This is a genomic window from Rhizobium sp. 11_C7_N12_5 (genome assembly GCF_051811145.1).
GTDB lineage: Bacteria > Pseudomonadota > Alphaproteobacteria > Rhizobiales > Rhizobiaceae > Rhizobium > Rhizobium lusitanum.
Genome location: NZ_JBPWPY010000002.1, coordinates 650,549 through 673,958, shown reverse-complemented (window position 1 = coordinate 673,958; position 23,410 = coordinate 650,549). Strand labels below are relative to the sequence as shown.

21 protein-coding genes are annotated in these 23,410 nt (G+C 60.5%); 17 read left to right on the top strand and 4 right to left on the bottom strand.

What is annotated here, in order from left to right; translation table 11 throughout:
• Window positions 1-236: 236 nt before the first annotated feature.
• From AB8B29_RS22225 to AB8B29_RS22210, 4 genes are read right to left on the bottom strand one after another with little or no spacing between them, the layout of a single operon-like run.
• On the bottom strand, window positions 237-1,220 hold the full coding sequence (locus AB8B29_RS22225) for a branched-chain amino acid ABC transporter permease (RefSeq protein ID WP_037197639.1): 984 nt from the start codon (window positions 1,218-1,220) through the stop codon (window positions 237-239).
• A complete protein-coding gene (locus AB8B29_RS22220) occupies window positions 1,217-2,125 on the bottom strand; it encodes a branched-chain amino acid ABC transporter permease (protein WP_037197637.1) in 909 nt (302 codons plus the stop codon). Before AB8B29_RS22220 ends, AB8B29_RS22225 begins: the two co-directional genes overlap by 4 nt.
• Complete coding sequence (locus AB8B29_RS22215) at window positions 2,122-2,871, bottom strand: ABC transporter ATP-binding protein (protein ID WP_092575212.1); 750 nt, start codon at window positions 2,869-2,871, stop codon at window positions 2,122-2,124. The genes AB8B29_RS22220 and AB8B29_RS22215 overlap by 4 nt, the downstream gene beginning before the upstream one ends.
• Window positions 2,868-3,665 carry an ABC transporter ATP-binding protein gene (locus tag AB8B29_RS22210; RefSeq protein ID WP_439006716.1) on the bottom strand — a complete coding sequence of 266 codons (798 nt, stop codon included), beginning with the start codon at window positions 3,663-3,665 and terminating at the stop codon, window positions 2,868-2,870. The genes AB8B29_RS22215 and AB8B29_RS22210 overlap by 4 nt, the downstream gene beginning before the upstream one ends.
• A 121-nt stretch (window positions 3,666-3,786) precedes the next feature.
• Between AB8B29_RS22210 and AB8B29_RS22205 the strand changes: the two genes are divergently transcribed.
• From AB8B29_RS22205 to AB8B29_RS22125, 17 genes are all read left to right on the top strand, one after another.
• The gene (locus tag AB8B29_RS22205; RefSeq protein ID WP_092575211.1) at window positions 3,787-4,521 is read left to right on the top strand and encodes a GntR family transcriptional regulator; all 735 of its coding nucleotides are present in this window, start codon (window positions 3,787-3,789) and stop codon (window positions 4,519-4,521) included.
• The gene (locus AB8B29_RS22200) at window positions 4,518-5,006 is read left to right on the top strand and encodes a DUF3830 family protein (protein WP_037197633.1); all 489 of its coding nucleotides are present in this window, start codon (window positions 4,518-4,520) and stop codon (window positions 5,004-5,006) included. The genes AB8B29_RS22205 and AB8B29_RS22200 overlap by 4 nt, the downstream gene beginning before the upstream one ends.
• Window position 5,007: 1 nt before the next feature.
• Window positions 5,008-5,361, top strand: a complete 354-nt coding sequence (locus AB8B29_RS22195) for a TIGR04076 family protein (protein ID WP_037197632.1) — start codon at window positions 5,008-5,010, stop codon at window positions 5,359-5,361.
• A gap of 6 nt (window positions 5,362-5,367) precedes the next feature.
• Entirely contained in the window at window positions 5,368-6,423 is a 1,056-nt protein-coding gene (locus tag AB8B29_RS22190; protein WP_037197631.1) for an aldo/keto reductase, read from the top strand.
• The gene (locus AB8B29_RS22185) at window positions 6,420-6,848 is read left to right on the top strand and encodes a hypothetical protein (protein WP_037197630.1); all 429 of its coding nucleotides are present in this window, start codon (window positions 6,420-6,422) and stop codon (window positions 6,846-6,848) included. Before AB8B29_RS22190 ends, AB8B29_RS22185 begins: the two co-directional genes overlap by 4 nt.
• Before the next feature lie 52 nt (window positions 6,849-6,900).
• Window positions 6,901-8,157, top strand: a complete 1,257-nt coding sequence (locus tag AB8B29_RS22180) for an ABC transporter substrate-binding protein (protein WP_439006715.1) — start codon at window positions 6,901-6,903, stop codon at window positions 8,155-8,157.
• Window positions 8,158-8,223: 66 nt separating this feature from the next.
• Complete coding sequence (locus AB8B29_RS22175; RefSeq protein WP_439006714.1) at window positions 8,224-9,264, top strand: proline racemase family protein; 1,041 nt, start codon at window positions 8,224-8,226, stop codon at window positions 9,262-9,264.
• 21 nt (window positions 9,265-9,285) lie between these two features.
• Entirely contained in the window at window positions 9,286-10,584 is a 1,299-nt protein-coding gene (locus AB8B29_RS22170) for an NAD(P)/FAD-dependent oxidoreductase (RefSeq protein WP_037197625.1), read from the top strand.
• 173 nt (window positions 10,585-10,757) lie between these two features.
• On the top strand, window positions 10,758-11,975 hold the full coding sequence (locus AB8B29_RS22165; RefSeq protein ID WP_037197624.1) for an SfnB family sulfur acquisition oxidoreductase: 1,218 nt from the start codon (window positions 10,758-10,760) through the stop codon (window positions 11,973-11,975).
• Between the two features lie 525 nt (window positions 11,976-12,500).
• Window positions 12,501-13,301, top strand: a complete 801-nt coding sequence (locus AB8B29_RS22160; protein WP_245297560.1) for a CDP-diacylglycerol diphosphatase — start codon at window positions 12,501-12,503, stop codon at window positions 13,299-13,301.
• Between the two features lie 979 nt (window positions 13,302-14,280).
• Window positions 14,281-15,381 (top strand): LLM class flavin-dependent oxidoreductase, encoded by a 1,101-nt coding sequence (locus AB8B29_RS22155; protein ID WP_037197622.1) that lies wholly within the window; start codon window positions 14,281-14,283, stop codon window positions 15,379-15,381.
• Window positions 15,382-15,496: 115 nt separating this feature from the next.
• On the top strand, window positions 15,497-16,741 hold the full coding sequence (locus AB8B29_RS22150) for an acyl-CoA dehydrogenase family protein (RefSeq protein ID WP_037197621.1): 1,245 nt from the start codon (window positions 15,497-15,499) through the stop codon (window positions 16,739-16,741).
• Complete coding sequence (locus AB8B29_RS22145; RefSeq protein ID WP_037197620.1) at window positions 16,738-17,799, top strand: ketopantoate reductase family protein; 1,062 nt, start codon at window positions 16,738-16,740, stop codon at window positions 17,797-17,799. The genes AB8B29_RS22150 and AB8B29_RS22145 overlap by 4 nt, the downstream gene beginning before the upstream one ends.
• A gap of 21 nt (window positions 17,800-17,820) precedes the next feature.
• Window positions 17,821-18,414, top strand: coding sequence for a TetR/AcrR family transcriptional regulator (locus AB8B29_RS22140; RefSeq protein ID WP_037197618.1), 594 nt, complete (start codon window positions 17,821-17,823; stop codon window positions 18,412-18,414).
• Window positions 18,398-19,000 carry a 2-hydroxychromene-2-carboxylate isomerase gene (locus tag AB8B29_RS22135; RefSeq protein ID WP_037197617.1) on the top strand — a complete coding sequence of 201 codons (603 nt, stop codon included), beginning with the start codon at window positions 18,398-18,400 and terminating at the stop codon, window positions 18,998-19,000. Before AB8B29_RS22140 ends, AB8B29_RS22135 begins: the two co-directional genes overlap by 17 nt.
• A gap of 231 nt (window positions 19,001-19,231) precedes the next feature.
• Window positions 19,232-21,535 carry a molybdopterin-dependent oxidoreductase gene (locus AB8B29_RS22130; RefSeq protein ID WP_037197616.1) on the top strand — a complete coding sequence of 768 codons (2,304 nt, stop codon included), beginning with the start codon at window positions 19,232-19,234 and terminating at the stop codon, window positions 21,533-21,535.
• Between the two features lie 214 nt (window positions 21,536-21,749).
• Entirely contained in the window at window positions 21,750-23,402 is a 1,653-nt protein-coding gene (locus AB8B29_RS22125; RefSeq protein ID WP_092575209.1) for an ABC transporter substrate-binding protein, read from the top strand.
• Window positions 23,403-23,410 lie beyond the last annotated feature (8 nt).

The following is a 23,410-nucleotide window of genomic DNA, read 5'->3' as shown; positions in this document are numbered from 1 at the left end:
GTAAATGAAATTTTGTATATGAAACCATGTACTTTCTCGTCGATTCTCGCCGAAAATCACACGTGCGCGGCAGCGACATCAACCGACCATTTTAGGGTCCATCAGCTCACGACGCTGGATTGCCTCTGCAATGCCGATGCTATCAAGGATTGGCAAAGCCTGCATCTGTCATGTCGGCAATATCGTCGAAACCAACAGGCGGCGCGGATTTGCTCAGCGCCCGCCTTCCGCGTACGTCAGGACACACCGCTTTCATCTGCAGCAAGCGAAGGCTGTTGCGCGGCTGCACGCCGCCGCCGCGGCATATCACCGAAGAGCCCGCCTGGACGCACCAACAGGATGACGCAGAGCATCACGCCGATCGCCACGATCTGCAGGGACGCTGCGCGAGCCTGCTGTTCCGGCGAGACGAGCGCGCTCGTCAGCGCGCCAGACCCTGCCCAGATCGCCCAGACAAGAATGCTGCCGACAACGGCGCCTTTGTTGCTGCCCGAGCCGCCGACGATCAGCATCACCCAGACCTGGAAGGTCAGGATCGGAACGTAATTGTCCGGCGCGATGAAGCCGACGAAATGCGCCTGTAGGGCCCCCGCAAGCCCCATGATGGCTCCGCCAACGGCAAAGGCCTGCACGCGATAAAAGCGCGCGCTCTTGCCGAGAGAAACGGCGGCACGTTCATCTTCGCGGAGCGCCTTCAGCACGCGTCCCCAAGGGCTGTGCGACAGATGCTCGAGAGCCAGGTAGACGACCAGCATCACGATCGCCACGACGCCAAGATTGGCAAAATTGAAGAGCAATGGCGTTTCGGCAAGGCTTGCGAAGGGACGCGGGATGAAGCCGATGCCGAAGGGGCCGCCCGTCAGGCTTTGTGCGTTCAACGCCACGAGCTGGACGACGACAGCAACGCCGAAGGTGGTGATCGCAAGATAGTCCGACTTCAGCCGCAGCGTGGCGACCCCGATGATAGCAGCAGCCAGACCGGCAACGATCATCCCGCCGAGCCAACCGACAGCGATCGGCAGATCGAACCCGCCGAAGCGACCGGCGGCGTCCGGAGTGGTCAGAAGCGCCGACGTATAGGCTCCGATGGCGACAAAGCCGGCAAGGCCGACGTTGAAGAGACCGGTCAGACCCCATTGCAGGTTCAGTCCGAGGGTAATGAAGGAAAAGATCAGCGCCGTCGTCAGGAAGAAGGCGCCATAGCCAAGAATGTCCATCATCGCTCCTTCACTCCGAAAAGGCCAATCGGCCGGATGAACAGCACCGCCATCAGGATGATGAAGGAGACGGCGGCGCGCCATTCGGCGCCGATAAGCTGCACCGCACCGGCCTCGGCAAGGCCGATGATCAGGCCGCCGAGAACAGCGCCCGGCACGCTGCCGATGCCGCCGAGAATGGCGGCTGCGAACATCGGCAGCAGCATGTCGAAACCCATCAGCGGACGGATCTGCACGAGAATGCCGATCATGACGCCGGCAACGCAGGCAAGACCGCCGCCAATCAGCCAGGTGACGCGAACGACCTTGGCGACATCGATGCCGACGACGCGGGCAAGCGCCGGGTTCTGGCTGAGCGCCTGCATGGAGCGGCCGGTCTGCGTCTTCGTGATCAGCAGATGCACGCCGAGAACCAGCAAAGCCGTGACGATCAGAAGCACGATCTGGTCGGGCGTGATGCGAATGCCTAAACCGACAGGCATGGCGATCTGGATGGCACGGCTGAAATAGGTCGGCCGCGAGGTGAAGAGGAATTCGAGCAAGCTGCGCAAGGCCATGGAGGCGCCGAAGCTTGCCATGACGACAATGATCGACTGCCCCTTGGAGCGAAGCCTGGAAAACAGGACCTTATCCAGCGCCAGAGCGAGAAGTCCGGTAAAGCCCATGGCAATTATTACCGCAACGATCAGCGGCCAGCCGAAGGAAAGTGGTCCGATCGGCGCGACCTTGCCGAAGATAGCGCCAATGGCGCTGACAACGGCAAGGGTCGCATAGGTGCCCCAGGCCATAAAATCGCCGTGGGCGAAATTGGAAAAGCGCAGGATCGAGTAGGTCAGTGTCACGCCGATGGCACCAAGGCCGATCATCGAGCCTGTCAGCAGACCATCGACGATGAATTGCAGGTTCATGCCGCACCTCCTGCTTTAGAGACGGTTGGGCGTTGGCCGAGATAGAGCTCGGCGACGACGGGGTCGTTCCACAGCTCGGACGCCACCCCTTCATGCCTGTCCTTGCCTTCGACGAGGACATAGGCGCGGTTGCCGATCGAAAGGGCGGCCTTCGCATTCTGTTCGACGAGGAGAATGGTGACGCCCGACTTGCGGATATCAGTCAGCATCTCGAAGACCATCGAAACGAATTTGGGCGAGAGACCTGCCGATGGCTCGTCGAGTACGAGCAGCTTTGGGCGCACGATGAGGGCACGCGCGACGGCCAGCATCTGCCGCTGACCGCCCGAGAGATTGCCGGCTGCGATGCGGCGATGACGGGCCAAATCCGGGAAGGTTGCGTACATTTCCTCGATACGAACAGGCACCTCTTTCGCCTTCAAGATGCCGCCAGCGACCCTCAGATTGTCATCCACCGACATCAGTGGGAAGACATTTTCCGTCTGCGGCACGAAAGCGAGACCGAGCCGCACCATATTGTGAGCAGGCGCGCTCGTTATATCATTGCCAGAGAGTTCCACTTTGCCGCTTTCGATCGGCACCAGGCCGGCAATCGCCTTGATGAAGCTCGACTTGCCGGCGCCATTGGGGCCGAGGACGACGACGATCTCCTTTTCAGCGACCGTGATGGAGGCGCCGCGTACGATCGGTACGCCCGGCTCGTAGCCGGCGACGAGATCGCGAACGATGAGGACAGGCTCGCTCATGCCGCGCCTCCGAGATAGGCTTCGATGACGCGCGGATCGCGGGCGACCTCGTCCGGCGTGCCCTCGCAAAGAAGCTGGCCGCTCGCCATGACGAGCACGCGGTGGCAAAGGCGCGTGACCATATCGATATTGTGCTCGATCAGAAGAAAAGTGACGCCGCGTTGGTTGATGTCGCGGATGCGGTCGATGATGGTCTCCAGGAGGGTCGCATTGACGCCGGCGGCCGGTTCGTCAAGCAGGATGAGCGCGGGATCGGCCATCATGATGCGGGCAAGCTCCAGAAGCTTGCGCTGACCACCCGAAAGCACCCTGGCCGGCTCATGCGTCAACCGCGTCAGGTGGATGAGGTCGAGCAGTTCCATGGCCTTCGCCTGAGCCGCCTTTTCCTCCGCTGCAACTTTCCAGGGACGCAGGAAATTCGACAGCAGGCGCTCGCCGGCCTGACCCTGCGCCGCCAGCATGACATTGTCGAGCAGGCTCAAATTGGGGAAAGGGCGCGGAATTTGGAACGTCCTGCCGAGGCCACGGCCTATGCGGCGATGCGCGGGCTCGCCTGCGACCGGCGCACCGTTCAAAATGATCTCGCCGCTGCTCGGGGCAACGCTGCCGGCCAGCAGATCGAACATCGTCGTCTTGCCGGCGCCGTTCGGACCAATCAAGCCGAGAATCTCGCCTTGCCGCACATGGAATGAAACGTCGTTGACTGCGGTGACGCCGCCGAAACGTCGCACCACATTCTTGGCCGTCAGAACAGGCCGGGCTTCCTCCCCATGCCGTTCAGTTGTCGTACTCATGAGATCCCTCTGGCCGGAAGCCGGTCGTTGCCGCTCCCTGATTATTTGATTTGTGATCACACTTGCATTGATCACGCTAATCAGCTTTAATCCACTCCGCAAGCCAAAAAAGGGACTTCGAATGCAAAAGGCCACCGCCGAAAAGAGCGATCCGATTGCCGCACAGCTTGCGCCCGTTGGCCGCGAGACCGTCCAGGACCGCGTCTATTCCGAGTTGCGCCGCGCGCTGATCGGCGGGTTGTTCGAGCCCAGCCAGGTACTGACGATCCGGGGGCTCGCCGATGCGCTGATGACCAGCACCATGCCGGTACGTGAAGCTCTCGGCCGGTTGATCACCGAAAAGGCGCTGGAAGCCCTTCCCAACCGTTCGGTGCGTGTACCGCCGATCACGCTCGAGCGCATGGATGACCTGTTGCGCGCCCGCATCCTGATCGAGGGCGAGGCCATTGCGTTGGCCGCAACCCGCATGACCCCGCACCTGATCTCCACCATCGAGAGCATGCTCAGCGAATGGGATGAGATGCGCGCGCTGAAGCACAAGAAGGACGTCGACCGCGAGGTGACGCTCAATCAGGCCTTCCACTTCGAAATCTACCGCGCCTGCGGCTCGGCCGTCTTGATCCCGATGATCGAGAGCCTGTGGCTGCAGTCGGGCCCGTGCATCCGCGTCGCCATCTATGCCTTTTCGGAGGCGGGCGAGGTCGATACCGCTCATTATCACCGCACGATCGTTAAGGCGATGGCTGCACAGAACGCCAGGGAAGCACGCGAAGCGCTGGTCGCCGATATCAGCCGCCCCTTCGTGTTCCTGCGCAACAAGCTGGAAGCCGATTCCAAGAAGGGCATACCCGCATGAGCCAACGCGCCATCAAGATTTCCGAACCGCGCTCCAGCCTGAGCGTTTTCGCACCGATGCTCGACGCCAAAGCGCCCGACAACGCAGCCTTTATCTGGGATTATCTCAGTGAAGCGCGCATCGTTGCCGGCATTCACGCCATGTGGACCGGCCCGGAGATCTCCTGCCCGATCCCGCCCGCACACCTGACGGGCGCCTCCTATGCCGCAGCCCTGCCAGCCGAGAATGCGACGCTGACGCCGCAGCCCGGCGACATCGTGCTGAGCTATGTGCCGCCGCGCATGTGGGGCGGCAATCCCGACGCAATCTTCGACATCGGCCTATTCTACGGACAGGGCGCTCGTCTGCTTTTCCCGATCGGCTGGCTTGCCGGCAGCGTCGTCGCACAGGTCAGGCCCGAGGAGCGCGAGCAGTTCGCCGCGGCCTGCGGCATCATCCGCCGCAACGGCGCCTGCGACGTCACCTTCGAGCGCGCGGAGATCTGAGATGGCAGCCGAAGCCGACGACAGTTTCGAGCTCTTCGACCTCAGGATCGAGGCGGTCGTTCCCGAAGGCAAGCCGATCTATTGCGGCGCCAAACCTGGCGATTATTTCGAGTTGAAGGGCGAGATGCTGTCGCTGCCGCCGGGTCAGGGCTTCTCGATCTACTCGATCTCCGCCGTGTTGCCGCTGCTCGCGGCCAAGCAGCGGCCGACCCACAAGAATGACTGGATGACCTCGGACGCGGAAATCGCCTGCCCCGACCCGAATTGCGCGAGCCGGCTGCGGATCGTCAGAACAGGTAAGCGGCGATTCAGCCATGCCGACACGACGGCCGAGCCGTTGCCTGAAGGAGAATGATCGTAAATGAGTGCCAAGACGTTCGAACTGAGCCCCGGATATTCTATCTCGCGCGTCATCCGCGGCGGCTGGCAGCTGGCCGGAGGACATGGCGCCGTCGATCGCTCCCAAGCCGTCACCGACCTGATCGCCGCCTTCGACGTCGGGATCCGCACCTATGATTGCGCCGACATCTATACCGGGGTCGAGGAGCTGATCGGCGAGGCCCGCGAGCGGCTTCGCAATGAACGTGGCGCAGAAGCGGCAAGAGCCATGAACGTCCATACCAAGCTCGTGCCGGATCTGGAGAAGCTTGCCACGATCAGCCGCGACTATATCCGCGGTATCGTCGACAAATCCTTGCGCAAGCTCAAGACCGAGCAGCTCGATCTCGTGCAGTTCCACTGGTGGGATTATGCACTGCCCGGCTATCTCGACGCGCTCGGCTGGCTCGATGAGGCACGTCGTGAAGGTAAGGTGCGGAATGTCGGCACGACGAATTTCGACACCCCGCATATCGCCGAAATCCTTGAGGCCGGCATCCCCCTGGTCAGCCAGCAGCTGCAATATTCGGTTCTCGACCAGCGACCTCTCAACGGCCTGTCGCAGCTGGCGGCCGAAAAGAACGTGAAATTCCTTTGCTACGGCTCGGTGGCGGGCGGCTTCCTCAGCGACAAATGGCTGGGCCAATCCGAACCCGACATGCCGCTCGAGAACCGGTCACTGGTCAAATACAAGCTGATCATCGACGATTTCGGCGGCTGGGATCTGTTCCAGTCGCTGCTCCGCACGCTGAAGACGATCGGCGGCCGTTATGACGTCGATATCGCCACGATTGCCAGCGCCTGGGTGCTGGAGCAGCCGCAAGTGGCCGCAGTCATCGTCGGCGCCCGCAATCAGGCACACGCGCTTGCCAACGCGAAAATCATGGACATCGCGCTTGACGACGAAGACCGCAGGCAGATCGCTGCGATTATTAGCCAAAGCCGAGGACCTGAAGGCGACGTCTACATGCTGGAGCGGGATCGCAACGGCAGGCACGGTTCGATCATGCACTACAACCTGAATGCGGGGAAGATATGAGCCAGGAATCGCCGCTCTTTCAGAAGGCCCGTGCAGAGGTCCTTGCCTTCCATCGCTTCTTCGAGGAGTGGTATGATGCAGCGACCGCCGATAGCGTCGACTTTGCCCGTTGCGATCGCACTTTTGGCCAGTCCTTCCATATGATCCCGCCGACCGGGCGCCTGTTCAACCGCGCGGAGACCATCGAACTGATCCGCGCAAATCGCGCGACCTATCGCGGCGACTTTACCATCGAAATCACCGATATCAGCGCCGGCTTCGAGACGGCGGATACGATCGTTCTGACCTATGTGGAAGCGCAGTGGCGCGCCGGCAAGCATAGCCGGCGCCAGGCAAGCGCTCTCTTCACCGCAAGTTCATCGGCACCCAACGGCGTCGAATGGCAGCATCTGCATGAAACCTGGCTGCAGATGCCGGACAACTGACAGGTTCGCAAAAACCGCAATGAAAATCGTTGACCGAACAAGGGGAACAAAGATGAAAAAGACGATATTTCAAATCACGACGGCCCTGGCTCTTCTGGCTGCGGCCAGTGCTGCCAATGCTGCCGACTGCAAGGTAACCGTCGGCCTGGTGATGGAACTCACCGGCCCGGCCGGCGAATACGGCCAGGCTGGCGCAAAATCCGTCGAGATGGCCTTCCGCGACATCAATGCCGCCGGCGGCGTGCATGGCTGCGATCTGGTGACGGATACGCGCGACAGCCAGAGCCAGGGCAATGTCGCCGTCGACGCGGCGACGCAGCTCGTGCAGGTCAAGAAGGTGCCAGCCATCATCGGCGGCATTATATCTTCCGTGACCATCCCGATCCTGACCTCGGTGACCGCGCCTGCCAAGATCGTACAGGTATCGCCCGCCGCCTCCTCGCCGACGCTGACGGCACTCGCCCGCGACGGCAAGACCAACGGCATCTTCTTCCGCACCATCACCTCGGATTCACTGCAGGGCATCGCCGCCGCCAAATATGCCATCGACAAGGGCTTCAAGAAGCTGGCGATCATCCACGTTAACAGCGACTTCGGCGTCAACATGGTCGCGGAATTCTCCAAGGCCTATAAGGCGCTCGGCGGTACGATCGTCTCCACCACGCCCTACAATGAGAAGCAGTCGAGCTACGCGTCGGAAGTCACCGCCGGCATGGCCGGCAGCCCTGATGGACTCTATCTGGTCAGCACGCCTGTTGATGGCGCAACGATCGCCCGCACCTGGATCTCCCAGGGTGGCCCGCAGAAATTCCTGCTCAATGACGGCATGAACAGCCCGGACTTCATCGATTCCGTCGGCGCCGACTATCTGAAGGATGCCTATGGCACGTCCTCGGGCACGACACCGACGCCGTCGACCGACTATTTCAACAAGAACTACAAGGATTTCTCGGGCATCGAGCCCTCCAATCCGGCCGCCGACCGCGCCTATGATGCCGGCGCCATCGTCGGACTTGCCCTCGCGATCACCGGCGACGACACGTCCAAGCTCAAGGATGCCATGTTCAAGGTCGTCGATCCGAAGGGAACGCCGATCTACGCCGGCAAGGAGGAATTCACCAAGGGCCTCGGCCTCATCAAGGATGGCAAGCCGATCCGCTACGAAGGCGTCATCGGACCGGTCTCCTTCGATCAGTATGGTGATATCACCGGTCCCTTCCGCCTTTGGAAGATCGTTGACGGCAAGGTGACGACCGACAGCCAAATGACGATGGAGGACGTCTCGGCGCTCAAGGACAAGATCAAGTAAGCCGGCGAAAGGTCATCGGCAAAACTGCGAGGTGCTCCAACCGGGCGCCTCGCCTGGAGAAAACCCTTGAGCAATCCCCTACAGCGGCTGACATATCGGGACAGCTACCAGCGCGTGCTCGACGTCGTCGATTCCCATACCTGCGGCCAGCCGACACGCGTGATCCTTGCCGGACATGGACTGGAAGCAGGCATGTCGCCGCTGGTGGCGCGCGACATGCTCCGCGATGAGCGGGATTGGGTCAGGACCGTCTCGGTCATGGAACCGCGCGGGCATCGCTCGATGTTCTCGGTCGCGCTGATCCATCCGGATCGGCCCGGCGGCGAATTCGGCGTTGTCTTCATGGATGCCGCCGCCTATCCGGACATGTGCGGGCATGCGACGATAGGGACAGCAACGACATTGCTTGAGCTCGGTCTCGTGCAGGCTCCGACACCAGACTTTACCGGCATATTTGAATTCGGCCTGCAAACGCCGGGCGGGCGGGTTCCCCTACGCGCCCGGTTGGAAACAGGCCGATGCAAATCGGTCGCCTTTGTCTTCGAGGGGGCTTATTTTCTGAAGGCGGTCGATCTCAACCTTCCCGACATCGGCGCGGTCGCGGTCGATCTCGCCTATGCCGGACAATGGTACGCTTTCCTGCCGGTCTCGGCCGCGCGGACGACCATCGATGTCGCAAAGATCAAGGCGCTCATCGCGGCGGCATCCGTCGTCAGAGCCGCCCTTGCCGAGCGACTTCCCGACCCGGATGGACGGGCAGAACCGATTATCGGCAATATCGTCTGGACAGATGCGCCGAACCATCCGCAGGCCCAGCATCGCAACGTGCCGATTTCGGCGGCCGGCTCCTTCGACCGCTCGCCGTGCGGCACGGCCACCTGCGCCCGCATGGCGACGCTGGTCGCCAAGGGCGAACTCGGCTTTGGCGAGCGCTTCGTCAAGGAAGGCCTCGTCGGAACGATCTATCACGGTGTCGCAAGGCCCGACTCCGCAAAAGCGGAGCAGCCGACCATAGTGGCAGAGGTGGAGGGTACCGCCTGGATCACCGCAGCAAGCACCCTTCTTGTCGATCCGAGCGATCCGCTCGGCAACGGCTATCTAGCGTAGACTTTGGAAGAACGCTCGCCGATGTCCAGCCATATTGCTCGCCCCATCAACCCAACGCTGTGGACGCTGACGACAGGCCCGGCTCCTGACCTCGCTCACGATGTGCCTTCACGTTGCGACGTACTCGTGATCGGCGGCGGCTTCACGGGCCTGACGGCAGCACTCCATCTTGTCCGCGCCGGCCGCTCCGTCACCGTTCTCGAAGCGGGACAGCTCGGCGCCGGCGCAAGCGGCATGAATGCCGGCTTCGTCGTTCCCAACTTTGCGAAGGCCGACCCGGCCGCTGTCCGTCAGAAACTGCCTCGCGACGAGGCCGATGCTCTTCTATCGCTCGTCGGAGCGGGAGCCGACCAGGTTTATGCGACCATCGCCGAAGAAGAGATCGCCTGTGATGCCGCGCAAACCGGTTGGCTGCAGCCAGCCTATGGCGAAGACATGGCGGATGTCCTGCGACAGCGCGCTCGCGATTGGACGGAACTCGGTCGCCCCGTCGAATTCCTCCAGGCACGCGATATCCATGCCGAAACGGGAATGGACATCTATTCCGGCGGATTGATCGACCACTCCGGCGGCACCATTCATCCGCTGAACTATATTTACGGTCTTGCGCGCGCCGTGACGAGGCGTGGCGGCATCGTCCGCGAGAATAGCAAGGTCGACAGTATCGTCCGAAATGGCCGGGCTTGGCAGGTCGCTTTAGCGGATCGGGAAATCGAGGCAGACAGCGTTCTGCTCGCCACCAACGCCTTCACCGGCGGTGTCGCGGCGCGCATAGGACGCACCGGCGTGCCACTCAGGGTCTATCAGGTGGCGACCAAGCCGCTCGACACCGAGACCGTTGCCCGTATCGCGCCGCATCGGCGCCCGGTCGGCGACACGCGTTCCAACCTTTTCACCTACCGGCTGGATCGTGACAACAGGCTGATCAGTGGCGGCATGGCCATCAATCCGATAGGCGCCTTCGATCGGGTCGGTCGCGCCGTTGTCGACCGTCTTGTGTCCGAACTCCGCCTGCCGCGCCATCCGGGCGTCGAAGTCGTCTGGACCGGCATTGCCATCATGACGCCGGACTTCCTGCCGCGTCTTTATCGTTTCGGTGACGGCTTCTTCGGCGGCATCGGCTGCAACGGTCGGGGGATCGCCATGACGGCTCAGCTGGGTCATGTACTTGCCAGACTGGCACTTGGCGAAGCAGCGGAGTCCCTGCCGATCCCGCTTCAGCCCGCCCGCTCGCTACCTTTTCACAGTTTCACGCCGCTCGTCGCCTCACTTGCCCTGGCGCATGCCCGTTTTGACGACTGGCGGAGGGGCCGCCTGTGACCGGCAGGCGCACTTAACGCGCATGTGCGACATTGCTCCGAACGCAGTTATTATCTATCTATTCTATAGATAAAGAAAACACGAACCGGACCCCTTCACAAAAACGAAATGCCTTTCCTCGAAGCCCGGCTTTGAATGCTGCATCGTGGCGCCGATGAAACCGGAGTCGGCCTATGAACGCGCAATTGCACCATCTCAACTCGACGCATCCGCAGGCAACGTTGCTTGAGACTGAGCAGCAGGCGCTGGCCGTCGCTCGCGATCTTGCCGCGCGTTTTGCCTCCACGGCATCCGATCGCGACAGCGAAAGGCAGCTTCCCTTTGCCGAGATGGATGCGCTGTCGCAATCCGGACTGCTGGCGATCACGGTTCCGGAAGAGTATGGCGGACTGGATGTCTCGAATACCGTGCTGGCGGAGATCACCGCTATCCTCGCGCAGGCCGACGGCTCGATCGGCCAGATTCCGCAGAACCATTTCTATATCCTGGAAGCATTGCGCGTCGACGGCTCGGAGGAGCAGAAGCGTTACTTTTTCGGCCGCGTGCTGGCCGGCGACCGCTTCGGCAACGCCTTGTCGGAACGCGGCACGAAGACGGTCGGACATTATAACACCCGCATCACCCGCGACGGCCCGGGCTACCGCATCAATGGGCGCAAATTCTATTCGACAGGCGTTCTCTTTGCCGATTGGGTCACGGTCTTCGCGCTCGACGAGAACGACAAGCTGGTGATGGCCTTCGTTCCGAAGGGCACCGAGGGCGTTGACGTCATCGACGACTGGGACGGCTTCGGACAGCGTACGACCGGCAGCGGCACCACTGTACTCAACAATGTCTACGTCAATGCCGACTGTGCCGTTTTCCATCACAAAGGCTTCGAGCGGCCGACGACGATCGGCTCGGTTGGCCAGATCATCCATGCCGGCATCGATCTCGGCATTGCCAGGGCCGCATTCGCCGAAACGCTGGATTTCGTGAGAACCAAGTCGCGCCCCTGGATGGACAGTGGCGTCGAGCGCGCATCAGACGATCCGCTGACGATTGCCAGGATCGGACAGATCGCCATTCGATTGGAGGCCGCAACCGCAACTCTCGAGCGCGCCGGCAGAAAGGTCGACGCGGCGCAGGTCGAAACCACGGAAAAGAAGGTCGTGGAGGCAACGCTGGCGGTCGCGGCAGCCAAAGTGCTGACGACGGAAATCGCCATCGAAGCGACGAACACGCTGTTCGAGCTTGCCGGGACCGCATCGGTCAAACTGGACCTCAATCTCGACCGCCACTGGCGCAACGCCCGCACCCATACGCTGCACGACCCGGTCCGCTGGAAATACCACGTCGTCGGCAACTATCACCTGAACGACGTCATCCCGCCGAAGAACGGCGCGCTCTGACGAAGACACAAAGAAAAGCCCCGTAGCCAAGTCGGGCAACGGGCTTTTCGTTGTTCGGTTCATTCATGATCGGCTGTAAAGGCCACGCTTATTTCCGTGGCAGTGTTCGACCTTGGGCATCACCTTTCGCTTTGCGGCGGCGCACGAGCAAAGCTTGTCGGTTATAATCCGCTTAGGCCAACAGCCTTGTTTGCACAGGAGCCGATTCTGCAACCACTTCGCGGCTTTTGTGCCCCGGCGAATTTGCACAATCTCGCCGAGGACATAGCCCGCGGAAAACGGTGACGTTTACAGCTGATCGGACGAATGCGCATGCGCCGCGTCCCATCATCCAAACCGGCATTGCTGATATCGCCCGTGCAGCTCCTTAGTAAATCGCGCCCTCCTGCAAATGACCCCTTCCTGCCTTGCCAGACAAAGATTCTGGAAATATCAATGTTTCGACAGCGGAATGGAAATCTCCGCCGAATTCTGGCGGTCCGTGGTTCTTCCGCGTCTATCGCAAGGGATTCAAGATAGGCTATCGTGAGCCATGTCTTCGGACATGACTGGCTCATCAGCAGAAATTCGAAATCACGTATGAAATATCGTCCTGTCGTTCTCTCTATTTCTCTCGTTATTGCAGTCATCATCATGAGCTCATTTGCCAGCCGCTCTGCCTTGGGGCTGGTCGTTGAAGCCTGCGAGATCAACTCTACCCTGACGGGATCGCCATATCCGTGCCTCAAAGTAGTTCAGGCGCAGGATCCATTGTCCGCCTACGTCGTTCTTCGCGAACCGGCTGACAAAGAGCGAACCATTCTTGCGCCGCTAGCCGATGTGCCCGGTATCGAAGACCCGCGCCTTCTGGCCGCGGGAGCGCCGAACTATTTTGACGCAGCGTGGAAAGAGCGAACAGCCGCAATAAGCCTGCGCGCAGGGAAGGTTTCGCCGCAGGATTTTGCGCTAGCGATAAACCCCGCCAGTTGGCGTACACAAGATCGTCTTCATGTACACATGGGATGCGAGACACCTCGCTTTCGCGCGTTGCTGAAGACCCATGCGGCAGAGATCGGAAGTGTCCGGTTTACAAACTTGAGAACCAATGCCGGTTGGTGGGCAACATTCCATGCGGCCGATGACCTCTCAAATTTGAACCCGTTGACGGCTGTCGCAGACGGTGTTGATGGAGCCCGCTCAAATATGGAAAACGTGGTCGTTGGCGTTTTTGGCTCCACGTTGCCGGACGGGCAGCATGGCTTCTATATTCTGGCGAGAATAATCGGAGCAAACAAATCCCACGGCGGGTCCGCGGAGGATATGATTGATCCTAAATGCCAACTCTAGGGCGGTCATATGGAGATCGCATGTTCCTAGCCGGCATGCCGCAGACTTCGCGCATGGATAAGGGCAACCTCGTATGCGCACACGGTGTGAACCGGTTCTGCACAACGACCCCGTTGAGATCCCCTGCAACAATTTGAAATCGACAGGAAAATCGGAACATAAACGGGGTCATGGGCGACGCCGGCATGATCGCTATTCTCTCCAAAAAATCGGAAAGAAAGCCATCATGTCCAGTCAAAACTCCTCACCCAAGATTACTCTTGTGACCGGCGGTAGCCGCGGTCTCGGCCGGAAAGCGGTCGCCGTACGCTTGATACCGCTGACGTCGGTTCTTTCGACGCCTTCGCCGCCTCTCTGCGCAGCGAATTGGGTCGGCTCGGACACGAAACATACCTGAGGTGAATGCTTTCATCGCGTCGCAGAAAGCTCTCGGGCGCGCCAGAGTACCCGACGATATCGGGCCTGTTATCGCGGCGTTGCTGTCCCCGTCCCAGCGCTATATCCGCAACGGCAACCGAGAGCGTTTTCGCAAGCCTTTCGTTGAAAAGGCTTATGCCCTTCCTCCCAATCGTTGGGCACTAAACTGCCACAGCATTGGTGCACGGATCCATTGCTGACCACAATTCAGTCTTTGACGGCGCCGATCATTTCGCCTTCGTCTTGCAGCCAACAGATTTCGGGCGGGCACAGGCCAACATACGATTGAGGACCTCCTTGCCATTGCATCCGGCAGACGGTCTCCACATCAGTGCCCTCCGGCTGGGCGTTGTATGATCGGGAACTACCGGCACGAGATGTTGAGACAGAATCCCGATGTCTGAAATCGACTTGCTCAAGGCTGCCCGCAACTCATCAACCCTGCCTAGGCAGGATAAAATTCTACTATTTCTATAGAAAAAGAATGACCTGTCTTTCTGCGACTGCGAGGTCGCGTTAGCATCCACACACGATCCGATGAGCCAAACATGGGGATAATCATATGCCGACCGAATTCATCAGCATCACGTTTCCAAACGCGTCGACCGAGATAAGTCCTCTCGAGAACCCCGCACTCGATCCGCAATATCTCGCGCGCTATGCCCGTTCGCTCGACGATTACGGCTTCAACTACACCCTCATCCCCTATGATACCGCGTCTTTCGATCCCTTCACCATTGGTGCAACTGTCGCGGCGCACACGAAGAACATCAAGATCATCATCGCTCTTCGTCCGAATACTATCTATCCGACGGTTGCGGCAAAATCGCTCGCGACGCTCGATCAACTCAGCGGCGGCCGCGTGGTTGTCCATTTCATTGCCGGCGGGAGCGATGAGGAACAGGCCAAGGAAGGCGATTTCCTCGACAAACATCAGCGCTATGAACGGCAGGAGGAGTATATCCGCATCCTGCGTCGCGCCTGGGGGGCGAGCGAACCTTTCGACTTCGATGGGCGGTATTATCAATTCAAGCAGTTTCATAGCCGAGTGCGTCCGGTCAACGGCACCATCCCGGTGTCAGTCGGCGGGTCCTCGGACGAGGCCTACCGCATCGGCGGCGAGCTTGCGGATATCTTCGGACTGTGGGGCGAACCGCTGGCGGAGACCAAGCAGCAAATCGATCGCGTCTACGCCGAAGCGGCACGGGTCGGACGTAAGGATCGCCCGAGGATCTGGGTCACCTTCCGTCCAATTATTGCGGAAACGGATGAGCTTGCCTGGGCCAAGGCTCATCGCACACTCGACTTGCTGAAGGAAAATCGTGCCAAAGGTCTTGGCAAGGTTCCGCCGACCGCCCCTTCGCCGCAGAATGTCGGCTCGCAGCGCCTTCTGGAAATTGCGTCCCGTGGCGATGTGCACGATCGGGCTCTTTGGTACCCGACGGTGACGGCGACGAATGCGCGCGGTGCGTCCACTGCCTTGGTCGGCTCGCCAAGAACGATCGCGGACTCGATCCTCGACTATGTCGATCTCGGCGCCGATCTGATTTCGATCCGCGGTTATGACAATCTGAACGATGCCATCGACTACGGCCGCTATGTCTTGCCACTCGTCAGGGCGGGTCTGGCGGAGCGAGAGGCGCCGCAGCAAGCGGTCGCCTGATCCGTCGTCACAGGCACCAACAAACACCACTCGGATTATGCCAGCAAAGATCAGCCATCGCGCGGTGAGCGCCGCGCGACGGCATTCCTCGCTGCTTCAAAGAGGCTAATGCAAAGTGTCTTATAGCACCATCGATCTGGCGGAAGTAACCAGCAAGCTTGCCGCCGCAGCACCCGCGGCGGACGCCTCGAGCGCCTTTCCCTGGCCCGGCATTGAAGCTGTTCATGCTGCCGGTCTTCTCGAAAGCACGGTGGCGACACGCTTCGGGGGCAAGGGCGCGAGCATTGCCGACGTTGGACGGATCCTTGCGGCGCTTGGCCGGGGTGATCCTTCCGTCGCCTTGATTAGTGCGATGACCATATTCACTCATCTCGGGCAGGCGGCAGCCAGCCGGTGGCCGGAGCCGCTTTACCGACGTTTGTTGGAAGACGCCCGGGATCGTCCGATCCTGTTGAACGCGGCGCGGGTAGAGCCTGACCTTGGCTCCCCCGCTCGCGGCGGACTTCCCGACACATTGGCACGCCGCACCGCCAGTGGGTGGGCGATCTCCGGTCGCAAACGTTTCGTCACGGGTGCTCTCGGCCTGACCCATTTCCTCGTCTGGGCTCGCACCGATGAAACACCGCAACGGGTCGGCACTTTCGTCGTTCCATCGAAACTTTCCGGCATCGAGGTGATCGAGAACTGGAAGAGCCTGGGAATGCGGGCCAGCGGCTCGCACGACGTAGAGTTCAAGGATGTCGAGGTGCCGCTTGAAGATGTCGTCGATCTGGTCGACGTCTCCGTTGGCGCGCAGGACAATCGTGCCCATGCCGCCGCTTCCGTCGCGCTGACCGCCATATATCTCGGAGCGGCAGAAGCTGCCCAGGAGGCGTTCATCCGCTTCGGTCACGAACGGATACCCGCCAATCTCGGCTTTCCGATTGCAAGAACGGACAGGTTCGTTTCCGCGGCCGGCGAGATCGACCTGCTCGTGGGCGGAGCAAGACAAATCCTGTTCAACGCGCTCGACCATTCACTGGATGAACCGGAAGCTCTCATCAGGGCGCGCCTTCTTGCGGCGCGCAACATACGCGACGCGGTTCAACTTGCCGTTCGCACGCTTGGCAATCCCGGCCTCAACGGTGATCTGGGAATCGAGCGGCATTTCCGCGACGTCCAATCGGTTCTCGTGCACGCGCCCCAGGAAGACACCGCGGTTTCGATCCTCGGGCGCTCATCATGCGTCCTGTGGAACCGAAAAAACGAGGAGAAACAGCCCGTCTTCACCGAGGAAAAAACTCCCGATTCAATCTCCGGCTCCCCGCAAATCGAAAACACACGAGAACTCCTGAACGCCATTCCCGGAAGACGAGCATGACGCGCTACATCATTATCGGAGCAGGCGCTGTCGGTGCCAGCCTTGCCGCGCAGTTCGAGCTTTCGGGCCTCGACTATGCCCTTGTCGGCCGTGGTGCCCAGATAAGACATATCATCGATCATGGCCTTGCCTACCAGCGCCCCCCCGGGACGCGGCAAATCCGGCTAAAAGCCTTCGATATTGCCCAGCCACCATCACTGCGGCAAGACGATATCCTGCTGCTGACGGTGAAATCGCAGGACGTTGCGGAAGCTCTTGCCTTCTGGGCCTGGCGGGCAATCGAATATTCGCAGGAGCTGACAGCATCCGATCTGCCAATCGTCACGTTTCAAAATGGCCTGGCAGCGGAAGCAGCCGCTCTCAGACTTTTTCCGAATGTCTACGGCGCCAGCATCCTGACCCCTGCCCGGTTCACCGAGACCGGTCGGGTCGTAGTCGGCGGCGACCCCCAGGTGGCCGTCGTCACCATTGGCCGTTATCCGCATGGAACGGATGAGACGGCTGCCAAACTCGTCGCGGATCTCGACCGGTCCGACTACATTGCCGAGACGACCAGTGATATTCAGCGATGGAAAGCGGCGAAGCTTCTTCACAATGTACGCAATGTGCTGGAGCTCTTCGACGGCGCCGAAGATGAGCGAGCAGCATTCAGTGCGGCCCTTGTCCAGGAGACCGAGACGGTTCTCAAGGCGGCGGGCCATACTTTCGCGTCACACTCGGAGCGTACAGTCAGCGCAGCGCACTGGAAGATCGCCGAAAACTCCGGCATTCGGGCCGGCCAGCAGTCGACCTGGCAGAGTTTCACGCGCGGCGCGTCGAGCGAAGTCGACTACCTAAACGGAGAGATCGTCCTTCTCGGACGCCTGCATGGGATAGTTACGCCCTATAACCGTGCCGCCCAGGAGATTGCCGGATCGGCGGCACGACAAGGTGGCTTCACGGCGCTCCTTCCTTTCGCTAATCTGCGCCGGCTTGCCGAGAACCACCTTTCTTTCTCCACCCTTACCCATTCGAGACCGAAAGCACATCAGACGGGTGGATCCCGGGGTTTTGCGTGAGAAGGCATCCGGACCAACACGATGAAAATAGCCGAGCATATCCTGACCACCGCTGGCGCCCTCTTCTACAGGGAAGGCATCCGCGCCGTGGGCATAGACCGTATCGTCGACGAGGCCAACGTCGCCAAAGCAACGCTCTACAGACACTTTCCCTCCAAGGATCATCTTGTCGCAGCCTATCTCGAGGAGCGTCACGAGCGCGTACTCCTTCAGCTGAGAGAGGTGACTTCCACCGCCACGCTATTGCCGCGGGACCAAATTGCCCTGATTTTCGAGCGCCTGTTCGAAAAGGCCGATAGTCCCGAGTTCCGCGGCTGCGCATTTGCCTTGGCGGTCGCCGAGCACGGCGATTCCGAGCGCGTCGTATCTGTCGCCCGCGAGCATAAGAATGCCGTGCGCAACATCTTCCGCGCCATCATGGCGGCTGCCAAGCGTTCGACGGAACAGAGTGCTGCCCACATGTCGTTGCTTTACGAAGGGGCGCTGGCGACAGTCGCCGTCGGCCGTGATCCCCAAGCCGTTCTGGTGGCGCGTGACTGCGCGCTGTCCGTCTTCGATATGGCTACCGGCCAATCTATTTCCTCTGGAGAGAAACCTTATGACCAAAACCATTGACTATTTTTTCGGGATCGGATCGCCGTGGTCGTACATAGGTCTCGATCCGTTTATCGACCTTGCGGCGCGGTTCGGCGCCAAGGTTCACCCCTACCTTATTCCGCTGATCGTCGAAAACGGAGCCATCTACTCGCGTGAACGGCCGGACGCGCGGCGCGCATATTGGGTGAAGGATCTCCAGCGCTGGGCCGCAATTCGCGGCAAAACACTCGACTTCACCAATCGATCCGCGCTCACTGACCCAACCCCTGCCGGCTTTCTTGTTTTGGCAGCCCAGCTCGAAGGGATGGATTGGGTCGCACTCACCCGGGCGCTGCAACAAGCATTCTGGAGCAACGGTGCGGATATCGGCAACGCCGATGTGCGAAAGGCAATTGCCAATGGTGCGGGGTTTGACGGTGCGGCGCTCGAAGCTCGCGCGGCATTTCCCGACATCTCCGAGTTCTGGAGCAACAATCGCGAAGTTGCAAAGGAGGCGGGCGTCTTCGGCCTTCCGACCTTCCGCTATGAAGGCGAGCTCTATTGGGGGCAGGATAGCCTCCCCTTTCTGGAGCGCCATCTGTCGGGTGAAAAACTGGTGGCCTGACCGAAATCCTCCGGCCGTCTCCAAATCAAAAAGTCAGGGCGGGATGTCGCGCAAAACCACGCACACTTTCGGTATCCTGCCCTAGCGCCAGATCTCGGTTGGGCCGGTTCGCTTGGAAAACTGCGACGAACTCGATGAGGTCGACACCATCAACAGGATCATGGTGCGGTATGTCCTGCCTGAGTGACATCGGTGGCCTGTTGAAACGCCTTGATAGCATGGAGCTTGCAGATGAATTCGTTTCGAACCCATAGCTCCCATTGGGGCGCCTTTTCGGGCCGCTACGAGGACGGGAAGCTCGAAATCCGCGCCCATCCGGCCGACCCGCATCCCTCCCCCTTGCTGGGCAATCTGCCGGCGGTCGCCCATAGCCCCGCGCGCATACGCCGTCCGGCCGTAAGACGCGGCTGGCTTGATGGCAAGAAAGGTAATGCTGAGGATCGCGGCGCGGATGATTATGTGGAAGTCAGCTGGCCACAAGCGCTTGACCTCGTTGCGAAGGAGCTTCGGCGCGTTTACGGAGACTTTGGAGCCCAGGCCATATTCGGCGGTTCCTACGGCTGGTCGAGCGCGGGACGCTTCCATCATGCACAGAGCCAGATCCATCGCTTCTTGAATGTGCTCGGCGGGTATGTGCGATCCGTCAATACTTACAGCTCCGGTGCTGCAATGGTCATCATTCCGCATGTCTTGGGGCCGTACGACCATTTCGACCGCAAGAGCGTCACCTGGGATGCCATCGAGCGGAGCAGCGAGCTGATCGTCGCCTTCGGCGGAATGGCGCTCAAGAACACGGATGTGCATGGCGGCGGCATCAGCGCGCATATCGTACGCCAGACACTCAACGGTGCGCGGGCGCGCGGTGCGCGTTTTGTCCTCGTCAGCCCGTTGAGGGACGATTTTCCCGCTGAGCTGAATGCGCAGTGGCTGCCGATCATACCAGGCACAGATGTCGCACTGATGCTCGGTATCGCGCATGCGCTCGTCAGTGAGGGATTGCACGACCGCGAATTTCTTGATCGCTACACGGTCGGTTACGAGCGTTTCGAGGATTATCTACTCGGCCGGGCCGATGGTGTCGAAAAGAGCCCGGAATGGGCCGCGGGCATCTGCGGCATCGGCGTCGACGATATCAAGAACCTCGCACGTGCCATGGCACACGCAAGGACGCTGATCACCGTCAGCCATTCCCTCCAGCGCGCCGACTATGGCGAGCAGCCTGTGTGGATGGGCATCGTGCTGGCCGCAATGCTCGGGCAGATCGGACTGGAGGGCGGCGGCTACGCCTATTCCCTCGGTGCGTTGGGCAATATCGGCAAGGCCCAGCTTGCCGTTCCACTGCCGACCCTTGGCCAGTTCAAAAATCCGGTGCCGGATTTCATTCCCGTCGCCCGTATCGCCGACATGCTCCTCAATCCCGGCGACGAATTCAATTACAACGGCCATGCGATGCGCTATCCCGATATCCGCCTCGTCTATTGGGCGGGCGGCAACCCCTTTCATCACCATCAGGATCTCAACAGGCTGCGCGCGGCGTTCAAGAGACCAGAGACCATCATCGTGCATGAGACGGCCTGGACGTCCTCCGCGCGTCACGCGGATATCGTGCTGCCTGCGACCACCACGCTTGAGCGTGACGATATCGGCGCGGCGGACCGTGATCCTCTGATGATCGCGATGAAGAAGCTGATCGAGCCGGTTGGGGAAGCGCGAGACGATTATGAGATCTTCTCCGAGATAGCGCGCCGTCTCGGAAAATTCGAAGAGTTCACCGAAAACCGCACCAGCCGGGATTGGCTCGCCTTCCTGTTCGAGACCACGCGCTCGGCGCTAGCAGCCGGTGGACACGAGGCTCCCGATTTCGAGGTGTTCTGGAAACGCGGAGAAATTCGCCTGCCGCTCAAGCCCGACGATGGCGGCCCGGCCCGCGCCTTTCGCAATGATCCGTCCGGATCCCCGCTGCAGACGCCATCCGGAAAGATCGAGATCTTTTCGCAGACGATCGAGGGCTTCGGCTACGACGACTGCCGAGGCCATCCGCGATGGTATCCTCCCAGGGCGGAGACCAAGGCGGACGAGAGCTATCCTCTGCATCTGGTCTGCAACCAGCCACATTCACGGCTACATAGCCAGTTGGACTATGGAGATTTCAGCCGTTCCACCAAAATCAAGGGTCGGGAGCCGGTTCGCATCAACCCCGCCGACGCGGCCGCGCGCGGTATCGCGGATGGCGGGATCGTAAGGTTGTTCAACGCTCGCGGCAGTTGCCTCGCCGCAGCGGTGATAAGCGAGGACGTGCGTAAGGGGGTCATGCAGTTGGCGACAGGCGCATGGTTCGAGCCGGACGACCCGACCGCCGACAACGCAATGTGCATTCACGGCAATCCGAACATCCTTACCCACGATGTTGGGACCTCGCAGTTGGCTCAGGGCTCGACCGGACAGCTTACAAGGGTGGAGGTCGAACGCTTCGTTGGCGAGGCGCCGCCGGTGCGGATATTCGACGGGCCCAAGGTACAAAACCGATCCCAATAGGATCCGTACCGAGACCCTGAACGCCAAGGAGGGTTTTGAACCCGCAGCACCCTCGCGGACACGCCCTGAAAAAAGCTGACCCTTGCGCATGCGAAAATCGGACAAAATAATCTATAAAATTAGTAGAAAAAGAACAACTGGTCTTTCTCCTTTAGGTCTGCCTGCATAGGCTCTGTTTCACGAATTCTCAGAACCCGACCATCAGGATCTCTCCATGACCGAACGCCTTTTTTCGTTGTCCCTCTCTCGGCGTCGTCTGCTGATCACCACTTCCGCCGTGGCAACCGGCGCTCTGGTGACGATGGCAGGCCTCACTCCGGCTCTAAGTGCCGGCGAGCCGACCAATGGCGGGGACATCACCTTCCTCATCGACTCATTGGGCGATACCTGGATCCCGAACAACAGTGCGATCTCCAGTTTTCAAGGCCACATCTGGGGACACGTGACCGACAAGCTTCTCTACGTCGACGCCGACGGCAATGTCAGCCCCTGGATCGCCGAGCGGTGGGAGCAGAACGACAGCGCTACCGAGTTCACCCTCCATCTCAAGACCGGCGTGACGTTCTCCGACGGTACTTCGCTCGATGCGTCGGCCGTCGTCGCCAACCTCGACATCTGGTATGCCGGCCGCAAGAACGAGGGCATCAACCCGATTGGTCTCTTCCCCAAAACCTACGACCATGCCGAGGCGGTTGACGCGACCACGGTGAAGGTCTTCTTCAAAAAGCCGGCGCTCGGCTTCATTCCGACCCTCGGCTATCACGGCTCCATCCTGATCTCCCCCAAGACCATCGCGCAGCCGGCCGCGCAGCAGGCTGACCTCAGCAAAACCTCCGGCAGCGGCTCTTACGTGGTCGATTCCTGGAAGGAAGGCGATTTCGTCAAGCTGGTCAAACGCAAGGATTACAACTGGGGTCCCGCGGCGGTCGGTCATACCGGTCCAGCCTATCTCGACACAATCACCTATAAGCTGGTGTCCGAGCCCTCGCTGCGAGTCGCCGCTGTCCAGTCCGGCCAGGCGGACGTCGCCTACAACGCCTCGCCACAGGAGTTGGAGTCTCTCAAGGCAGAGGGCTTCACCATCGCGACGCCACGTTATCTTGGCTTCGTGAACGGCTGGGCGATCAACACCAAGCTTGCGCCATACGATGACGTGAAGGTACGGCAGGCCCTCCAGGCCGGCATCAATCGCCAGGAAATCATCGACACCGTCTACACGCCGGACTGGAAGCTTGCGACGTCCTTCATCCAGAGCAACGTGCCGGGAGCGACCGACCAAAGCAACCTGCTGGCCTATAACCCCGATAGAGCCGAAAAGCTCCTCGACGAGGCGGGCTGGATAAAGGGTGCCGGCGGCATCCGCACCAAGAATGGCGAGCCGCTGTTGCTGACGCTGTATTCCAACCCCTACCTCGCAACATCGAAATCGGTCGACGAACTCATCGCCCAGCAACTCAGCAAGATTGGCTGGAAAGTCTCAATCCGTGCCTACGATGTCGTCACATTCGGCCAGAAGGTCAAATACGGCGGTCCGGCTGTGCCTGCCTACGAGGTGACGCGCAGCTTCATCGACGCAGGCACCGTCGCCAGTATCCTGACAAACGCCAACAACGGCGAGAACTGGTTTGCGCTCGACGAGAGCGACAAGACGCTCAACGAGCTGCGCGACAAGATCGCCAGCGCTGGTTCTACCGAAACCCGAAAACCGCTCCTGGACGAGTTGCAGAAATACATCCTCGATCAGGGCTACTTCATCCCGCGCACACAGATCGTCCAGCGGATCTACGTTCAGTCTCCCAAGCTCAAGGGCGCGGTCTACAACGGCGTCGCCTACGCCAGCTACTACACGGCCACGAAAAGCGCGTAACCCGCAGT

Excerpts from the sequence above, each read along its gene's own strand:
- AB8B29_RS22130 (WP_037197616.1), top strand. The coding sequence starts at position 19,232 with ATGAATTCGTTTCGAACCCATAGCTCCCATTGGGGCGCCTTTTCGGGC.
- AB8B29_RS22220 (WP_037197637.1), bottom strand. The coding sequence starts at position 2,125 with ATGAACCTGCAATTCATCGTCGATGGTCTGCTGACAGGCTCGATGATC.
- AB8B29_RS22185 (WP_037197630.1), top strand. The coding sequence starts at position 6,420 with ATGAGCCAGGAATCGCCGCTCTTTCAGAAGGCCCGTGCAGAGGTCCTT.
- AB8B29_RS22195 (WP_037197632.1), top strand. The coding sequence starts at position 5,008 with ATGGCAGCCGAAGCCGACGACAGTTTCGAGCTCTTCGACCTCAGGATC.
- AB8B29_RS22225 (WP_037197639.1), bottom strand. The coding sequence starts at position 1,220 with ATGATGGACATTCTTGGCTATGGCGCCTTCTTCCTGACGACGGCGCTG.
- AB8B29_RS22145 (WP_037197620.1), top strand. The coding sequence starts at position 16,738 with ATGACGCGCTACATCATTATCGGAGCAGGCGCTGTCGGTGCCAGCCTT.
- AB8B29_RS22190 (WP_037197631.1), top strand. The coding sequence starts at position 5,368 with ATGAGTGCCAAGACGTTCGAACTGAGCCCCGGATATTCTATCTCGCGC.
- AB8B29_RS22205 (WP_092575211.1), top strand. The coding sequence starts at position 3,787 with ATGCAAAAGGCCACCGCCGAAAAGAGCGATCCGATTGCCGCACAGCTT.
- AB8B29_RS22165 (WP_037197624.1), top strand. The coding sequence starts at position 10,758 with ATGAACGCGCAATTGCACCATCTCAACTCGACGCATCCGCAGGCAACG.
- AB8B29_RS22210 (WP_439006716.1), bottom strand. The coding sequence starts at position 3,665 with ATGAGTACGACAACTGAACGGCATGGGGAGGAAGCCCGGCCTGTTCTG.
- AB8B29_RS22200 (WP_037197633.1), top strand. The coding sequence starts at position 4,518 with ATGAGCCAACGCGCCATCAAGATTTCCGAACCGCGCTCCAGCCTGAGC.
- AB8B29_RS22215 (WP_092575212.1), bottom strand. The coding sequence starts at position 2,871 with ATGAGCGAGCCTGTCCTCATCGTTCGCGATCTCGTCGCCGGCTACGAG.
- AB8B29_RS22140 (WP_037197618.1), top strand. The coding sequence starts at position 17,821 with ATGAAAATAGCCGAGCATATCCTGACCACCGCTGGCGCCCTCTTCTAC.
- AB8B29_RS22170 (WP_037197625.1), top strand. The coding sequence starts at position 9,286 with ATGTCCAGCCATATTGCTCGCCCCATCAACCCAACGCTGTGGACGCTG.
- AB8B29_RS22125 (WP_092575209.1), top strand. The coding sequence starts at position 21,750 with ATGACCGAACGCCTTTTTTCGTTGTCCCTCTCTCGGCGTCGTCTGCTG.
- AB8B29_RS22135 (WP_037197617.1), top strand. The coding sequence starts at position 18,398 with ATGACCAAAACCATTGACTATTTTTTCGGGATCGGATCGCCGTGGTCG.
- AB8B29_RS22155 (WP_037197622.1), top strand. The coding sequence starts at position 14,281 with ATGCCGACCGAATTCATCAGCATCACGTTTCCAAACGCGTCGACCGAG.
- AB8B29_RS22180 (WP_439006715.1), top strand. The coding sequence starts at position 6,901 with ATGAAAAAGACGATATTTCAAATCACGACGGCCCTGGCTCTTCTGGCT.